Origin of the sequence: Nocardia sp. NPDC049526, from assembly GCF_044465765.1 — a bacterium.
Classification (GTDB): Bacteria; Actinomycetota; Actinomycetes; order Mycobacteriales; family Mycobacteriaceae; genus Nocardia.
Window position 1 is genome coordinate 207196 of record NZ_JBITMA010000011.1, and the last position, 14846, is coordinate 222041.

13 protein-coding genes and 1 pseudogene are annotated in these 14846 nt (G+C 65.8%); 5 read left to right on the forward strand and 9 right to left on the reverse strand.

The genetic code is table 11. The features are described 5' to 3' along the window. Positions 1-32: 32 nt before the first annotated feature. Positions 33-2342, forward strand: a complete 2310-nt coding sequence (locus ACIBW7_RS31705) for an ATP-dependent DNA ligase (protein ID WP_397052732.1) — start codon at positions 33-35, stop codon at positions 2340-2342. Between the two features lie 91 nt (positions 2343-2433). Then, positions 2434-2613: an antitoxin gene (locus ACIBW7_RS31710; RefSeq protein WP_397052735.1), complete on the forward strand. Its 180-nt coding sequence runs from the start codon at positions 2434-2436 to the stop codon at positions 2611-2613. 80 nt (positions 2614-2693) lie between these two features. Here ACIBW7_RS31710 and ACIBW7_RS31715 read toward each other — a convergent pair whose 3' ends face one another. Then, complete coding sequence (locus ACIBW7_RS31715) at positions 2694-3341, reverse strand: cysteine hydrolase family protein (protein ID WP_397052737.1); 648 nt, start codon at positions 3339-3341, stop codon at positions 2694-2696. A 358-nt stretch (positions 3342-3699) separates the two neighbouring features. On the opposite strand from ACIBW7_RS31715, the gene ACIBW7_RS31720 reads away from it, so the two are divergent. Further along, positions 3700-4860, forward strand: a complete 1161-nt coding sequence (locus ACIBW7_RS31720) for a lipase family protein (protein WP_397052739.1) — start codon at positions 3700-3702, stop codon at positions 4858-4860. Between the two features lie 67 nt (positions 4861-4927). On the opposite strand, the gene ACIBW7_RS31725 is transcribed toward ACIBW7_RS31720, so the two are convergent. From ACIBW7_RS31725 to ACIBW7_RS31745, 5 genes are all read right to left on the reverse strand, one after another. Beyond that, on the reverse strand, positions 4928-5572 hold the full coding sequence (locus ACIBW7_RS31725) for an ammonium transporter (protein WP_397052742.1): 645 nt from the start codon (positions 5570-5572) through the stop codon (positions 4928-4930). Between the two features lie 226 nt (positions 5573-5798). After that, complete coding sequence (locus tag ACIBW7_RS31730; protein ID WP_397052744.1) at positions 5799-6470, reverse strand: hypothetical protein; 672 nt, start codon at positions 6468-6470, stop codon at positions 5799-5801. An 18-nt stretch (positions 6471-6488) separates the two neighbouring features. After that, on the reverse strand, positions 6489-7226 hold the full coding sequence (locus ACIBW7_RS31735) for an energy-coupling factor transporter transmembrane component T family protein (RefSeq protein ID WP_397052746.1): 738 nt from the start codon (positions 7224-7226) through the stop codon (positions 6489-6491). 76 nt (positions 7227-7302) lie between these two features. Beyond that, a complete protein-coding gene (locus ACIBW7_RS31740) occupies positions 7303-9420 on the reverse strand; it encodes an ATP-binding cassette domain-containing protein (RefSeq protein ID WP_397052748.1) in 2118 nt (705 codons plus the stop codon). Between the two features lie 62 nt (positions 9421-9482). Continuing rightward, positions 9483-10949: a flavin-containing monooxygenase gene (locus ACIBW7_RS31745; RefSeq protein ID WP_397052750.1), complete on the reverse strand. Its 1467-nt coding sequence runs from the start codon at positions 10947-10949 to the stop codon at positions 9483-9485. A 125-nt stretch (positions 10950-11074) separates the two neighbouring features. On the opposite strand from ACIBW7_RS31745, the gene ACIBW7_RS31750 reads away from it, so the two are divergent. After that, positions 11075-12142 (forward strand): AraC family transcriptional regulator, encoded by a 1068-nt coding sequence (locus ACIBW7_RS31750; RefSeq protein WP_397052753.1) that lies wholly within the window; start codon positions 11075-11077, stop codon positions 12140-12142. Here ACIBW7_RS31750 and ACIBW7_RS31755 read toward each other — a convergent pair. Both ACIBW7_RS31755 and ACIBW7_RS31760 read right to left on the reverse strand, forming a co-directional pair. Next, complete coding sequence (locus tag ACIBW7_RS31755) at positions 12139-12918, reverse strand: metallophosphoesterase (RefSeq protein ID WP_397052755.1); 780 nt, start codon at positions 12916-12918, stop codon at positions 12139-12141. The genes ACIBW7_RS31750 and ACIBW7_RS31755 overlap by 4 nt on opposite strands. A 161-nt stretch (positions 12919-13079) precedes the next feature. Then, on the reverse strand, positions 13080-13514 hold the full coding sequence (locus ACIBW7_RS31760) for a MarR family winged helix-turn-helix transcriptional regulator (protein WP_397052757.1): 435 nt from the start codon (positions 13512-13514) through the stop codon (positions 13080-13082). A gap of 86 nt (positions 13515-13600) precedes the next feature. Here ACIBW7_RS31760 and ACIBW7_RS31765 point away from each other — a divergent pair, with 86 nt between their 5' ends. Next, a complete protein-coding gene (locus ACIBW7_RS31765) occupies positions 13601-14245 on the forward strand; it encodes a TIGR03086 family metal-binding protein (protein WP_397052759.1) in 645 nt (214 codons plus the stop codon). Between the two features lie 226 nt (positions 14246-14471). Here the strand turns inward: ACIBW7_RS31765 and ACIBW7_RS31770 are convergent. Next, positions 14472-14705 (reverse strand): annotated as a pseudogene (locus ACIBW7_RS31770) (carboxyl transferase domain-containing protein); the annotation flags it as partial. Positions 14706-14846: the final 141 nt, after the last annotated feature.

A 14846-nucleotide genomic window follows, 5' to 3' on the forward strand; every position in this document is an offset into this window, starting at 1 on the left:
TATCTGTCGGTCCCCGCCCCTAAACTTCATTTATGGTGACCCGCCGGGAATTCGGTGGCAGCCCGGGCCGGCCGGGCATCGAGGTTGAGCTGAGCAACCTCGACAAGGTGCTGTATCCGGCGACCGGAACCACCAAGGGTGAGGTCATCGCCTACTACTCGGCCATCGCGCCCGCGATGCTTCCGCATATCGCCGGGCGACCGGTCACCCGGAAGCGCTGGCCCAACGGGGTCGACGAATCATCCTTCTTCGAAAAGAATCTCGCCGAGCACGCACCGTCGTGGCTGGAGCGCCACACCATCGAACATTCCGGCCGCAAGGTCGTCTATCCGGTCATCGATTCCGAGGCCGGACTGGCCTGGATCGGACAGCAGGCGGCGCTGGAAGTCCATGTGCCGCAATGGCGTTTCGACGGTGACAAGGTCGGCTACGCCACCCGGTTGGTCTTCGATCTGGATCCGGGGCCGGGTGCGGGGCTGGCCGAGTGCGCGCGGGTCGCGCTGGCGGTGCGCGAGATGGTCGAGGGGATCGGGCTGCACGCCTTCCCGGTTACCAGTGGTAGCAAGGGAATTCACATCTATGTGCCGCTGGATCGGGAGTTGAGTCCGGGCGGTGCATCCACCGTGGCCAAGCAGGTGGCGACGAATCTCGAAAAGCTGCACCCGGATCTGGTAACCGCGACGATGGCGAAATCGGCGCGCGGCGGAAAGGTCTTCCTGGACTGGAGCCAGAACAATCCCTCCAAGACCACCATCGCACCGTATTCACTGCGCGGCCGCACCGAGCCGAATGCGGCCGCACCGCGCACCTGGGCGGAGCTGGAGAGCCGGAAGAAGCTGCGGCACTTGCGCTTCGACGAGGTGCTCGCGCGCTGGCGCGATGACGGCGATCTGCTCGCCGACTTGGATCCGTCCAGTTCGAACAGCGATGCGCTGATGAAATATCGATCGATGCGCGATGCCTCGGCGACCCCGGAACCGGTGCCGTCCGAAACCCCTACGCCGGGGGCGAATAATCGGTTCGTCGTCCAGGAACATCATGCACGGCGGCTGCATTGGGATGTGCGGCTCGAACGCGACGGCGTCCTCGTGTCGTGGGCCGTCCCGAAGGGGCCGCCGACCTCGTCGGATCAGAACCGGCTCGCCGTGCATACCGAGGATCATCCGTTGGAGTACTTGGACTTCCACGGCGCGATACCGAAGGGGCAGTACGGTGCGGGGGAGATGACCATCTGGGATTCCGGCACCTACGACACCGAGAAATGGCGCGAGGACGAGGTCACCGTCACCTTCCACGGCAAACGGCTGCGTGGTCGCTACGCGATGATCCGAACCAACGGCACCCAGTGGCTGATGCATCTCATGCGCGATCAGAATCCGGCCGAGGAAGAGGCGGACCGGGTGTCCAGTGGTCCGGTCGGCCCCGAGGCGGCGTTCATCGTGCCGAGACCGGCCGGGCCCGCGTCCTTTCCACGCGGCCTGCAACCGATGCTTGCCACCCATGGTGAGGTCGCCGATCTCGATGACGTCGAGTGGTGCTTCGAAACCAAATGGGACGGCTTCCGGCTGATCGCCGAAATAGATTCCGGGACACTGACTCTGCGCAGTCGAGCGGGCAATGTGGTGACCAAACGCTATCCGGGTATGGCGGTGCTGGCCGAGGAGTTGGCCGGACACAATGTGGTGCTCGACGGCGAGGCCGTGGTGTTCGACGATCACGGCGTCGCCAATGTCGGTCTGCTGCAGGCCGATGCGGCGCGCGCGGTCTTCGTCGCCTTCGATGTGCTGTATCTGGACGGGACTTCCCTTATCCGCAAACGGTATTCGGATCGGCGTCGGGTACTGGAAGCGATCGCCGCCAACGCGCCGTCACTGCGGGTGCCGCCGCGCCTGGACGGCTCCGGCGCCGAAGCGCTGCGCTACAGCCAGGAGCAGGGCCTGGAAGGTGTGGTCGCCAAGCGCAAGGATTCGGTGTATCTGCCCGGTAGGCGCGGACATTCGTGGGTCAAGCAGCGCAACTGGCGCACTCAGCGTGTCCTGATCGGTGGCTGGCGGCGCAGCGACGCTCGCAACTTCAAATCGCTACTGGTCGGCATTCCGCACGACGGCAGGCTGTATTACGTGGGGCGGGTCGGCACCGGGTTCAGCGAGCCGGTCATGCGGGACCTGGCCAAAAGGCTCGGCAAGTTGGAGCGCAAGACCACCCCGTTCGACAACGACCTCACCGCCGAGGAACGCGAGGACGCGGTGTGGGTATCCCCAAAGCTCAGCGGAACCGTTCGCTTCATGAACTGGACCGAGACCGGCCGGCTTTGGCACCCGGCCTGGCTCGGCGAGATGTGACGGCGGTCGCTGATGGTTTGCCGGGTCATCGGGGAGTTCGCTCGGTATCGTTTGTTTGCGGTTGTGTCGGCTCGAAAAAGAGGAGTGCGCGGTGGATTTCAAGAACCTGGCGAACAAGGCGCTGGACCTGGCCCAGCAGAATGCGGACAAGGTGGATACGGCCATCGATAAGGTGGGCGATCTCGTCGACAAGCAGACCGACGGCAAATTCGCGAGCCAGGTCGACGCCGCGCAGGATGCCGCCAAGAAGGCCGTCCACAAGGACAACTGAGTCGCCGACCCTTTCGAGCGACCTGCAAGCAGTCGCTACGGCGTGGCGGACCGGGCGTACCGATCCGCCATTCCCCGCGGTCAGCTCTGTTCGCGGGCGAGCAACGGAATGATGGTCGCGCTGTCGGTGACCATCGCGTGCCCTTGGAATTCGAAATCGTCGTAGGCGCGCGCCATTGCCTCCTTATCCCGGCCGCCGACGGCATCGCCGATGATCACCGGCACGAAGCCGAGGTCGGTCGAATGGGTGACCGTCGGCGCGATGCCGATCTCCAGCGCGACACCCGCGATCGCGTATGCGCCGATGCCGAGATCGCGCAGCACCGCGGCCAATGGCGTGCCCTCGAATGCCGACATCGATGTCTTGTCGAAGATCACCTCGTCCGCCGTCGGCCGCAGCTCCGGAACCAGTTCGAAGGCCGGGGTGTCGCGCTGCAGGATGAACTTCACGTCGTCGACGTTGTCGACCTGCTGCCAGCTCATCGCCATTCGCAGCGCGAAGGTCCCACTCAGGCGGCGCGGCAGGAAGAAATGCCGCAGGAAGATGATCGGATAGCCGCCGCGCCGCGCGGCTTCGACCACCCGCGCCACCCGCTCGATGATCTCCGGACCGTCCGGCAGTTGGGACAGCACACCGACCTGCATGTCGTAGACGATCACCGCCATGCGGTGCGGCGCACACACATCGGCGAGTCCTTCGGGAATGTCCAGTCCGTTGCCATGCCGCATGGTCAGCTCACTCCTGTTCGATACCGATCACATTCGGGGTACGGCCCGACGGTGATTCGGTTGCGCGATAGCCACTTTCGAAGCGCGCCGCGGCGTGCTTCGCCCCAACTGTAGCCATGTCGGAAATCGGACACGCACGGCGTCGCTGATGCCCGCCAGTGTCCATTGCTGGGCCTCTGATCAGGCAGTACGGTGGTGGCATTCGAGGCCGGGCGAAGTCGGCGCCGACGCGTTCCCGGCGCACTGTGCGTCGCGCCGCGTCGGAACACTGGAGGCCCCGATGAAAATTTTGTCTGCACCATTCGTGGGCGGTAACCGGAGATCCGGTGCGATATCGATCCTTATCGTTCTCGCGGTCGTGGCGTTCGCATTTGTACCCGTTGCCAGGGCCTTGCCGACGCCGGATCAGGACCCGTTCTACGCGGCACCGGCCGATCTGGCTTCGCAGCTCGACGGTGCTGTGCTGCGGACGCGCTCGATCGCGTTGTACGGTCTTCCGCTTCCGGTTTCGGCCTGGCAGGTGCAATACCGGACCAACGATGCGAATGGGTCGCCGATCGCGGGGATGGCCACCGTTCTGGTGCCCAACTGGCCGTGGTTCGGTCCTGGCCAGCGGCCGCTGCTCTCATACCAGATCGCGGAGGACAGCCTCGCCACCCGGTGTGCGCCGTCGTACGCGCTGCGGGGCGGCTGGGATCTCGGCGGCGCGAATACCTATATCGACACACCGTTCATCGCCGAAGCGCTGCGCCGCGGCTGGTCGGTCGTGGCAAGTGATTACGAGGGGCCGGACTCCCGATTCCTGGACGGCGTCAACTCCGGTCGTGCGGTGCTCGACGGCATCAGGGCGGCCCGCGCGTTCGCACCGGACGGAGTCGGTCCGGCGAGCCCGATTGGGGCGTGGGGCTATTCGGGCGGTGCCTTCGCGACGCTGTGGGCGGCGCAGATACAACCGGAGTACGCGCCCGATATCCAGTTCGCTGGGATCACCTCGGGCGGGGTGCCCGCGGATTGGACAGCCATGGCCCATAGTGTCGATGGCACCGTGCAGGCGGGGCTGGCAATGCTCACATTGATCGCGATCGCGAAGAACGAGCCGAATTCCGGTGTGCCGGAACTGCTCAACGAACGCGGCCGCGTTGCCCTCGCCGAGGATGCCTCGGCCTGTGCTCCGGATCTGGTCGCCAAGTACTTCAATGCGCATGTGGACGATTTCACGGCGGTTCCGGATGTGGTGTTCCATCCGGTCTTTCGGGACGCGACCGACCGCCAGGAGTTGGGCGGCAGTGCACCGGTCATGCCGATGTACCTGTACCACAGCACGACCGACGATGTGATCCCGGTCGCGGGCTTCACCGATCTGGTCGGGCGATACTGCGCAGCGGGTGCCGATCTCACCTCCGTGCATTCGGCGCTGCCCGGACACAATGTGACCGCCGTCGGTGAAGCGCCAGGTGCGATGGGGTTCCTTGCCGATCGCTTCGCGGGTGTCTCGGTGGCTCCCGGCTGCCACGGCTGATAAACGAAAGATGCGGCGCGCTACGAGGATTCGCCGCGCGCCGCGTTCGGAGTGCTTGTTCTCGGTCCTACTTGACCGGCGCGTCCTGCCATTTGGTGGTGCCGGACGGGGCGGTCAGGGTGTTGAGCAGATCGATGCCCGCGATGATCAGTGCCGGTCCGCCGACCACGAGGGTGCCGATGATGCCGCCGATACCCGCGCCCGCGATGACGCTGGCGATGACGGTGGGCCCCCCGATGATGCCGGTGAGCCCGACCAGTGCGCCGATCACCGTGCCGAGAAAGCCGCCGATGGCGGTGGCAATGCCGAACTGGGACAGGAAGTTGTCCTGCGCGCGCAGATTCTCCCGCGGCGACGCGATCGGCGTGGCCGCCTGCCGCGCCTGCGTGTAGTCCTTGACCGCGGTCAACTCCAGCACCCGGCCCGCGTCGCTGATCTCGTGCGGCATGGCGAACTCCAGACCGTCCTGCCGGAACGACAGCGGCAGCGTCACCACCGTATTGCCCGCGATGTCCTTGATATCCACGGTGTTCGCGGACAACTGGAAGGACCCGTTGGTCAGCGTGGTGACGATCTTGTCGCCCACCAGTTTTGCCTCGTACCCGATGTCGGGTACGGGCGCGGCATCCGGCTGTGCATAGGAGGTGCCCGCGCCGACCGCGACAGCGGCGACGATCGGCACGGCTGCCGCAGTTATCTTGCGGAGAATCATTCAGGTGGTCCAATCTTCATCAGTTTTTGCAAGCCGTAGCAACGCTCCGCACACGAAAAATCCTCCCCCCGACGCTGTGCAGAGCCACGATGTGATCTAGATAACGCACTCCGAGGACACCGTACCCCGTAAAAAAGGTTTAGAGGACTGATTTTCGGGGTATCAGTTGTTGCTCACATGACGAATCTATTTATAGCTCTTGGCTATTCAGTCAGGACGCGGGCCGCTACAGAACATTGATGGCGCGGGCGATCACCAATATCACCAGCACCAAGGAGATCGCCGATTGCAGCATCATCGTCGCCTTCGCCCACCGCGACATCGGCATCACATCGGTCGGGCTGAACGCCGTCGCATTGGTGAACGCTAGATACAGATAGTCCAGAAACTGTGGCTCCCAGTCGGGTTCGGCCAGGTCCGGACTCTGCATCTGCACGAACAGGAAGTCCGGCAAAGGCTTTCGCGCATGCGCGCGGGCTGCGGGGCCGCCTCGATCGAACTCCCAGTACCAGAGTCCGAATACCACCACATTGGTCAACCAGACCGCACCGCCCGAGCGGAGCAGTTGGCTGGCCGCGGTGAAAGTCCCATCGATCAGTTGGAACACCAGTTGCCCCGCCGAAACTGCCGTGGCCAGACTCAGCAACCCGGTCAACAGGAGGCCGCCGTTGCGCAGCCAACGCTCTTCCCGGTTGAGCCGGAACGGATTCGCCACCACCAGCACACCGAGCAACAGGACCTCGAGTACGGGCAGCACCAGCCAGGCGGGCTGCTGCCGGAGTCCCTTCGGCACGACCTGCAACACCACGATCACCAGTACGGCGAGCGTCGCGGCCCACCGCGATTCACCCTCCGTCTTGTGTTGCCAGGCAGGCACATCGTCGTCTTGGTCCGGCACAGGGGCCAGTATCGCCGATCAGGTGAGCAGATCGAGGACGACCGCGCCGAGGCAGACCGCGATGACAATCGTCAGCGCGATCGCGTCATTGCGTCCGGGGGCGCTCGGGTGGGCGGTGAGCTGGCCGGTGCCGCCGCGCGCGGTGATGGCCTCACCCAGTTCGGTTGCCCGGCGGCTGGATACCGCCATGGCGGCGGTGAGGATATCGACGAGCGGATTATCGGCGGCGCGAGTGAGCAGGCCATCCTTCGGGCGCAGCCGGCGCGCCGCCCGCAGCACCCGGATCTCGTCCATCAGCAGCGGCAGGCCGCGCAATGTCAGCGCGATGACCACGGCCCATTCGTCCACGGGCACGCGGAATCTGCGCAGTGGGGAGCCCAGTTTGGCCAGCGCGGGGGCGATATCGCCCATCGGGGTGGTCCAGGCGATCAGGAACGAGGAGGCCAGCAGGACCAGGCCGAAGACGGTGACATTGGTGTAGCGCAGCACGGCGTCACCGCCCACCGGCACATTGAGCAGGGCGCCGATGCCGATCGCCGCCCAGAACCACCACGGCAGACGCGGCAGTGTGCTCAGCGGCAGTCGGGCGAGCACGCCGATCGCGATCAGGAATACGACCATCAAGCCGAGTACCGGCCAGGACGGGAGGAACATCAGCACCACACTGATCAGGAACGCCCCGATGATCTTGGTTCCGGCCCAGAGGCTGTGCACCGGACTGGAAACCGGCACTTCGCGGAACAGCACCGTGCTCATGACCGCGCCTCGCTAGCGCTCGGCTCCGTCATGACCACGAGGGTGGCTGTGTTGAATGTTCGCTCGCTGCGCTCGGTCATGACCGACCTCCGTTCCCGAGTCGCCAGGCCGGATCGCCTGGACGCGTTCCCGGCATTGTCGTGCGGGAATCCAGCTGGTGCGCGGGCACATTCGCGGTGTCGCGGATCGGATCGGTCTCCAGAATGCGTCCGGCCTCGAGATGTACGGCCCGGTCGCAGACCGCGGCCATATCGTGCACGTCATGGGAGATGACGATCAGGGTCAGCCCGGAATCGCGCAGGCGGGCAAGCAGTTCCACGATCTCGGCGCGACCGTGCGGGTCCAATCCGGCCAGCGGCTCGTCGAGCACGACGACCGGCGCGTGGCTGGCCACAATGGCCGCGAGCACCACGCGCTTGGCTTGGCCGCCGCTGAGTTCTTCGATGGAGCGCGCGGCCAGTGCGCGATCCAGACCGACTGCATCCAGTGCGCGTCCGACCGCACCGGATCCGGTGGCCCGTCCGCCCCAGTCCGCTACTTCGTCGCCGACCGTCTGCTTCTGCAGCTGCAGCCGGGAGTGCTGGAACGCCAATTCCACCCGGCCGATCTGCTTCGCGATCGGCTTACCGCCCAATTCGCAACGGCCGGAGCTGGGTTCGATCAATCCCGCCATGATCCAGGCCAGCGTCGATTTGCCGGAGCCATTGCCGCCCACCACGAGTAGCGCCTCGCCGCGTCGCACAGTCAGGTCGACGCCGTGCAGAGCCGGTGCGGCCCACGGTGTTCCGCGGTTATAGGTGTGGCGGACTTCGCTCAGCTGCAGGATGGTTTCGCCCATCGGCCGACGCCGGATCTCGCCGGCCGGTCGCGGCCAGGCGGGCAGCCGCTCCACGGTCCGGCCACCGGCCAGATGTACCACCCGGTCGGCGGCGGCGGCATCGGCCTCGTGATGGGTGACCAGCACCACTGCCATCGGATGGCGTTTGGGCAATTCGGCCAGGAGTGCGACGAGATCACGGCGACCATCCGGATCGATCATCGAGGTGGCCTCGTCGGCAATGAGCAGCGCGGGGCGGCGGGCCAATGCCGCGGCCACCGCCAGCCGCTGCTGCTGACCGCCCGAAAGCGTCGCGGTCTCGCGATCGCCCATGCCGTCCAGGCCGACCTCGTGCAGCAGGCCATCGATGTCGACCGTGGCGGCGAGTTCGGTGGACAGACCCCACACCACATCGTCGGCGACGAGCACGCCTAGCGTCTGGCTCTCCGGTCGCTGCAGCACCAATGCGGTGCCACCCAGGTGACCGAGGCCTGCCGCGCCCGGACGGTCCACGCTGCCGGTGGTCGGCGGATGTCCGGCCAGCAGCCGGGTCAGTGTCGATTTGCCCGATCCGTTGTGGCCGACAATGGCCACGAATTCGCCGATATCGACCGTGAGATCGATCCCGGACAGCGCATCCACCGGCGCGCCCGGATAGCGGAAGCCGACCTCGCGCAGTCGCACCGGCAGCGGCGCGATGGGCCGGTTGTCGGGTCGTGCGTCGAGCCGGTCCCGACTGGGCAGCCAGGACAGCCGATCGAGTACCGAGCCGAGTACGAACCAGGAGAACACCGCCGTCGCGATGAAACCCGCCAGCACACCGCCGCCGACCAGGACCCACCACCAGCGGATCGCGGCATCCGCGGCGTCGGCGACTCCGCGTCCGAGGGGTTCCAGCTGGGGCTGCCGCGCCGCCGTCCGCTCCAAGCCCTCGGCGGTGCTGCGGATGGTGTTGAACAGTAGATTCCGTGACCGGGACAGCACGAACAGCGTTCCGACGGCGAACGCCGCGAAGCCGAGACCGGCGATTGCCGATAATCCGAGCACCGCGGGCAAACCGCCGCGTCGACGTTTGACGGTGCCGATGATGCCCGCGATGGTGGCCGAGCTGAGAATGCCGAATGCGGGCACGATGCCCGCCGCGACGAAGCAGACAAGTACGGCCGAACCGGTCGCCGTGATCAGGGCGCGCAGCCGATAGCGGTGCGCGATCATGGCCAGCGGCACCGCGGCCACCAGCTGCAGCGCCGCGGCGAACGGAATCAGCGCACCGACGGTGACCAGGCCGACGGTGGCACCGCCGAGTACCGCCCCCACCGCCAATTCGATCGGGCGCAGCGGTCCGCGCTCGGTGGGGCGGGCGGGCAGATCACTCACGGGTCAAGTCTGCCAGGATCCTGTGCACAGTTCGTGTGGTCTTCCTGTGGAGAGCTTGAGCTTCAGGCGACCCTGGTCAGCTGGTAGTCGGCGGCCTTCAGCTTGCGGACGCGACGGCGATAGGCGAGCTGGGGACCCGGCCAGTTGTTCGTGATCCGGCCCGAAGCGGTGCGATACCAGCTGGAGCAGAAGTTCCACGGTGTGCGCGCGAGGCGCTGCTGAACCGCGGTATTGAATTGCGCCTCCGCCTCGGGACGCACCTCGAGCACGTGGCCGGGACGTTCGGCGAGCAGTTGGACGGCCTGGCGGATATAGCGGGCCTGCGATTCGATCATGTAGATGATCGAGCCGACGCCGAGATTGGTATTCGGTCCGTAGACCAGGAACAGATTCGGGAAGTCGGGCACGGTTATGCCGCAGTAGGCGTGCGCGCCGCCCTGCCAGGCATCGGAGAGCTTGCGACCCGCTCGGCCGTAAATATTCATGGGCCAGAGGAATTCGGTGCCCTTGAATCCGGTGCCGTAGACGATTACCTCCGCCTCGTGCACCTTGCCATCGGCGGTGCGCACGCCGTTCGGCACGATATCGGTGATGGCGGTGGTCTCGACCTGCACGTTCGGTTCGAGCAGAGCCGGGTAGTAGTCGTTGGAGAACAGGCCGCGCTTACAGCCGATCGGATAGTCGGGGGTGAGTTTGGCGCGCAGTTCCGGATCCGGGACCTGCACTTCCAGATGTTTCGACGCGATCTTCGCGACCAGTCCTACGATCCACGGGAATTCGACCAGGCCGAGCGCGATGAATTCGGCGATGGCCCACCAGCCGAACCGTTCGACCAGCAGCGCACCGGGCACCTGGGCGAAGAGTTTGTGCTGGACCGGGGTGTAGTCGGTATCGAATTTGGGCAGCACCCAGGCCGCTGTGCGCTGGAACAGGGTGAGGTGTTCGACCCGCGGCTGGATCTCCGGAATGTACTGGATGGCGCTGGCGCCGGTGCCGATGCAGGCGACGCGTTTACCGGCCAACTCGACGCCGTGATCCCATTCGGCCGAGTGGAAGGCCTGACCGGTGAAGGTATCGATGCCGGGAATATTCGGCAGCGCGGGCCGGGACAATTGGCCGACTGCGGAGATGAGCACGTCGGCGGTTCGGGCCGTGCCGTCCTTGGTCCGTACGGTCCAGCGGCCGGAACTGTCGTCGAATTCGGCGTCGGTCACCTCGGCGCCGAAATGGATCGCCTCCAGCAGACGGTGCCGCTGGGCGACACCGCGCAGGTAGCCGTGGATCGCGGCCTGTCCGGAATACCGCTGCGGCCAGTCCGGCTTGGGCTCGTAGGAGAACGAGTACAGCGGCGACGGCACATCACAAGCCGCGCCGGGATAGGTGTTCTCCCGCCAGACCCCGCCGATATCCGTGCCGCGCTCCAGGATGGTGATATCGTCGAAACCGTTGCGCCGCAATTCGATTGCCATCCCGACGCCGCCGAAACCGGCGCCGATGATGATGACCGAGGGTCGTTCGCCGGCTGTCATATGTGGCACTCCTCACAGCACTGTAGATGAGTTCCACTCTAAGACCGCTGGTCGTGTATGGGGGCTGATCCTTTCGAGCGACCTGCAAGCAGTCGCAACGGGTGCTATCGAGATTTTCGGCCATAATGTCCGCTGTGGAGCGGGTACAGGATCCGGGCATCCGCGACTGGAACTTTCCGCGCGGCATCGCCAGCGTGGCACTCATGGTCGGCTATGCCGGTGAGCAGGGCGTGCCCGTCGCGCGCATGCTCGTCGGAACCGGGCTGACCGAGGCCATGCTGCACGATCCGGACGCGCAGATCGACGCGCGCACCGAACTCGCCGTCATCCGCAATCTCGTCCGCGAACTCGCCGATACGCCCGCGCTCGGTGTCGAGATCGGTCGCCGGTATCGGATCACCACCTTCGGCATTTTCGGCTTCGCCTGCGTCAGCAGTCCGACGCTCGGTGAGGCGATCTCGTTCGCGCTGCGCTATCTGGAGCTGAGCTTCACCTTCTGCCTGCCCGTCGCGGAGTGGGGGGAGGGCGAATTCATCGCCTGGGTGCACGACGAATCGATTCCGCCCGATGTGCGCCAGTTCTTGGTCGAGCGCGATGTGACCGCCATGCATCAGGTCATGAGCGATCTGATCGGTAAGCAGTTGCCGCTCACCAGGGCCGAATTCCGTTTTCCCGAGCCGGCATACGTCGATCGGATCATGGCGGTCACCCAGGTGCAGCCGCGTTTCGGACGGCCGCGCAACCTGTTCACTATCGATCCGGCAATGCTGGAACAGCCACTGCCGCAGGCGAATGAGCACACCTGGGCCATGTGCCTCGCGCAATGCCGGGATCTGGTGGATCGCCGCCGAGCCCGCACCGGTATCGCGGCCGAGGTGCGCGAACTCCTGGTGCCCGGCGGTGCCGACGGATTCGCCGCACCGCGTGGAATCGACTCCGTCGCACGCGATCTCAATATGAGCACCCGCACCCTGCGCCGCCACCTCGATGCCGCGGGTACCAGCTACCGCGCGCTGCTGGACGAGGTGCGCCGCGCGCTCGCCGAGGAAATGCTCACCGCCACACCGCTTTCGGTGAGCGATGTGGCCATCCGGCTCGGCTACGCCGAATCCTCCACCTTCATCTACGCCTTCAAGCGCTGGACCGGCGCGACACCGGCGGCCTACCGCCGCGAACGGGCGGTGCGCCGCTAATTCGGCTGCACGCCGATCCGCCCACCCATCGCAATGCTGCGGAAATGCGTTGTGATGCGGTGACTTTCGTCGATGATGTGCAGGGCGATGGCCGGATCCGGCGCGTAGTCCATCACGCGATGGGGAAGTTCGAGTTCCCACTCCCCGGCGAGGACGGAGGCGGTGCTCGGGGAGATCAGTAGCGGGCGGCCCGCGAAGGTGGTCGTGGCGGCGGAATGCGCATGTCCGGTGATCACGCCGACGATGCGTTCGTCGGCGGCGACCACATCGGCCAGTTTCTCGGGCTCCGCCAGCGAGATCTCATCGATGACCGGACTGAACAGATGTGCGGGCGGATGGTGCAGTGCAAGGAGAATGGGCGCGTCGGCGGGTGCGGCGGCGAGTACGCCGCGCAGCCAGTCGTAGGTTTCCTCGGTGAGTCGGCCGCCGGATTCGCCAGGGACGCTCGAATCCAGCAGGACCACGGTCGAATTGCCGATCCGGTGTGCGTGGTTGATCGGCGCGGTCGACGCGGATTCGCCGAGCAGGATCGTACGGAAGGCAGCGCGGTCGTCGTGGTTACCGGGCAGGGCGTAGACGGGGATATCGGCGTGGAGTGCGACGCGCGCCTCGGCGTACTGCTCGGGCTTACCCGAATCGGTGATATCGCCGGTCACCAGAATGGCATCGGGCCTGTGTCGCAGCTCGGCGAGATAGGCCATGACCCGCTCGACGCGTTCGGCATTGCGGGTGCCGAGATCGAAATGGGTATCGCTGACCTGAGCCACCAGGATCATCGGCGTTCGCTTTCTCTGGGGGATCGCTCCATTGCGTCAGAGTGTGTCGGCATCGTGTGCCTGCACGTCTACAGGCTAGATGACCTGCGGGTTCCGCGTCGCCATGAGGCTGACCACCGGTAGAAGGCCGCGGGGTCGGAAGTGGTCGCACGCACACCGGGTCAGCTCGACGGGTCGACGACCGATGCCCACAGCGTCTGCAGTGACCGCAGGAACGACTTGCGATCGGCGGCGGGGAGCTGGGCCAGCAGTCGGTTCTCCTGCTCCTGGATATCGCGTTGTGCCTGGTCGCGGGTCGTCCGACCGGCCGGGGTGAGCGATATCAGGCGTGCGCGCCGGTCGGCTGGATCGAGGTCGCGCCGGATGAGGCCGCGCTGCTGGAGTTGGTCGAGTGTGCCGATGATGCGCGTCTTGTCCGCGCGGATCTTCTTGGCCAGCGCGGCCTGGGTGTAGACGGGTTCCTCGCCCAGTCCGAGCAGGACCACATAGCCCCACATGGTCAGGCCGTGCCGCTCGAGTATGGGCAGTTCTGCCATGGCGAGGGCGCGGCCGAGCGGCGCGATCATCGCGGCGAGGTCGGGGCGCTTCTCCGGCATGGGTAGAAAATACCGCTTGGCTTATCGTAAGCATAAGCTTACGATAAGTATGCGCTTATCAATTTGGATGTATCGAGAGGACAGCGATGACCACCGATTCCGACACCGCCCCCGAGTTGCAGACCCTCAAATCACTGGGGAAGCAGGTCGATTTGATCGCCCTGAATTCCCAGGCCGTGCGCACCAGCATCGAAGTTGTTTCCCAGCTGACTCCCGCCGATTTGGCCAAGCCGACGCCGTGCGCCGGCTGGACGCTGCACGGGTTGCTGGCGCACATGATCACCCAGCACTACGGCTTCGCGGCCGCCTCTCGCGGCGAGGGTGATCTGTCGCTGTGGCGGCTGCGTCCGCTGGGCGATGACCCGGTCGCGGACTACCGCGCTGCCGCTGAACATGTGCTGGCGTCCTTCGCCGAGGACGGCGTGCTCGACCGGACCTTCCCGCTGCCGGAGTTCACCCGCGCCTTCGAATTCTCCGGAGCCGAGGCGGTCAGCTTCCACTTCATCGATTACGTCGTGCACTCCTGGGACGTCGCCCGAACCCTCAGCCACACAGTGCATTTCGACGACGACTTGCTTGCGGTCGCTTTATCGGTAGCCGAGGTTGTTCCCGGTGGCCCGGCCCGCCTGGCCCCTGGCTCCGCCTTCGGACCGGTCATCACCTGGTCCGGTGAGTCCGCGCTCGACGAGATCGTCGCCATCCTCGGGCGTTCCCCGGTTTGGCCTGAGTAGTATCCGCCCGCTGTCGAGTGATCACCGTGCGCCAATTACTTTGCTGCGCATCGCGTTTCCGGTCATTTCGGGCGCGGAGGTGTGCTCGCCGGCAGCATCTTCTCTGCGCATTGCTCTGGCCTGCAGAGGTCCCACTCGCGGCAGCTGCGACGCATGGGCTCCGGTGCTTGCCGCAGGCGATTTACCCTGTCGCGCACTGAGTTCCCGGTTACTCCGTGCGCGCGAAGCCGGACAGATCCTCCTGGCGTCGGCACATCAGCGTGTACCAGGCCGGCGAGGTCACCGCCTCCTGGATGCGGGCGCCGCCGGAATCGTTGATCGACACCACCGGGCAGGCGCTCTCTTGCACGAATTCGATTGCGGCGGTCACCTTTCGGCCGAACGTCTCGCCGACCGAACCGCCGTGCACGGTCTGGTCATGGGCGATGACGACGACCGGCCGGCCGTCGATGTAACCGTGGCGGCGCGCAAGGAATGTGAGCAGCGCTGGCATTGCCCGCGGAGGTTGCGGTCGGGTCGCCGCTGCGGCACATCCGGTCTGGTGATACGCCGAGCGTGACATGGCCCGTCGCGCATGGAATAGCCCTCTATTCGCGCGCGA

Excerpts from the sequence above, each read along its gene's own strand:
- ACIBW7_RS31705 (WP_397052732.1), top strand. The coding sequence starts at position 33 with ATGGTGACCCGCCGGGAATTCGGTGGCAGCCCGGGCCGGCCGGGCATC.
- ACIBW7_RS31715 (WP_397052737.1), bottom strand. The coding sequence starts at position 3,341 with ATGCGGCATGGCAACGGACTGGACATTCCCGAAGGACTCGCCGATGTG.
- ACIBW7_RS31725 (WP_397052742.1), bottom strand. The coding sequence starts at position 5,572 with ATGATTCTCCGCAAGATAACTGCGGCAGCCGTGCCGATCGTCGCCGCT.
- ACIBW7_RS31735 (WP_397052746.1), bottom strand. The coding sequence starts at position 7,226 with ATGAGCACGGTGCTGTTCCGCGAAGTGCCGGTTTCCAGTCCGGTGCAC.
- ACIBW7_RS31745 (WP_397052750.1), bottom strand. The coding sequence starts at position 10,949 with ATGACAGCCGGCGAACGACCCTCGGTCATCATCATCGGCGCCGGTTTC.
- ACIBW7_RS31750 (WP_397052753.1), top strand. The coding sequence starts at position 11,075 with ATGTCCGCTGTGGAGCGGGTACAGGATCCGGGCATCCGCGACTGGAAC.
- ACIBW7_RS31755 (WP_397052755.1), bottom strand. The coding sequence starts at position 12,918 with ATGATCCTGGTGGCTCAGGTCAGCGATACCCATTTCGATCTCGGCACC.
- ACIBW7_RS31760 (WP_397052757.1), bottom strand. The coding sequence starts at position 13,514 with ATGCCGGAGAAGCGCCCCGACCTCGCCGCGATGATCGCGCCGCTCGGC.
- ACIBW7_RS31765 (WP_397052759.1), top strand. The coding sequence starts at position 13,601 with ATGACCACCGATTCCGACACCGCCCCCGAGTTGCAGACCCTCAAATCA.